Annotated in this window: 2 pseudogenes; one reads left to right on the top strand and one right to left on the bottom strand. The window is 66.3% G+C overall.

Features of this window, described 5'->3' with window-relative positions:
* Positions 1-847, bottom strand: a pseudogene (locus MKL01_RS05190) (transposase); the annotation flags it as partial.
* 170 nt (positions 848-1,017) lie between these two features.
* On the opposite strand from MKL01_RS05190, the pseudogene MKL01_RS05185 reads away from it, so the two are divergent.
* Positions 1,018-1,152, top strand: a pseudogene (locus MKL01_RS05185) (IS6 family transposase); the annotation flags it as partial.
* Positions 1,153-1,206 lie beyond the last annotated feature (54 nt).

Genomic DNA, 1,206 nt, shown 5'->3' with positions numbered 1-1,206 from the left:
ATGATGGCCCGGGTCAGCCCATCCTCGTCGGCTAGCAGAGTCGGCACGTAGCGCTGCGTGCCCCGGTGCTGGCCGACGATCCGACAGGCATGGCGCTCCGAGAGACCATACTTCTCACGAATGCCGTCCACTGCCTGCCGTCGTCGCTCGGGGGCTACAAGTTTCCCGAGGCGCCGTCCGCCAGCACCTGCTTCTCCAAGGACAAGTCAGCCACGAGCCGACGCAATCGCGCGTTCTCGCGCTCCAGGTCCTTCATCTTCCTGGCCTGGTCGGCTTGGAGGCCACCGTACTCCTTGCGCCAGCGATAATAGCTCTGCTCGGAGATCTCCGCCTCCTTGCACGCTAGCGCCAAGCTCTTGCCTTGTGCCGTCTGCACCTCGATCCCGACCTTCTTGCCGGAGTAGTCGACGAAGACCTTGTCGCCGGCGGCATGGTGCTGGCGCATCACCGGGGTGAGCCGACGCTCGAACTCCCTGTAGAGATCGCAGAACCGGGAGTAGCCGTAGCCCTCTGGATGGGTCTCCCGGTACTCCTCCCAGAGCACCGTCAGGTTGACCCCGGGCCGACGCATCTCCCGGACGATTGAGGGCCAGTCCGGCTCCGGCAGGCGGCGCATGCCCTGCTTCACCCCGGTCCGGGCAAACAGGCGCTGCTCCAGCACCGCGTCGGGAACCTCGGGGCCAAGCGGCCAGGTCAGGCCGGCAGCGCTCGCTCGGGCGAGGTTGTCCTGCACGGTCGAGCGGGCGATGCCCAGCGTTCGCCCGATCTCTCGCGAACTCACCCCGTCGCGGGCGAGACGCAGCATCTGTTTGATCTGTCGCATGGTCAGCTCTCTCCTGGCCGGCATCCCGCTCTCCTCGTGGTCGAGGACAGGGATGCCGCGGTTGCTGACCCGCGGGGATGATCCGTCGCCGATATCGGCTACGGGGTGGCCGGCTTCATTTCGGAATGGTGGCCGACATCAAATCGGAACGCTGGCCGGCTTCGCGTCGGAATGGGTGGCCGGCTTCCGTCGGAATCCGCACGATCCGCGGCTTCGAGGCGATGTTGTGGCTGCGCAAGGGCTTCGGGTTTGCGGGGATCTGGACCGTGCGCGAGCAGAACCAGCTGCTCGCCTGCTGCTTCGGCCTTCCTGTCACGAACAAAGCATGAAAGCGAGACGGTAGACGCCCTTCCGCGGCTCACAGCCGGGTTTGCGACACGCCC

Source organism: Methylobacterium sp. J-070, from assembly GCF_022829385.1.
Taxonomy (GTDB): Bacteria; Pseudomonadota; Alphaproteobacteria; order Rhizobiales; family Beijerinckiaceae; genus Methylobacterium.
The sequence above is the reverse complement of the archived record's forward strand: the minus strand, read 5'-3'. Positions and strand labels throughout refer to the sequence as shown.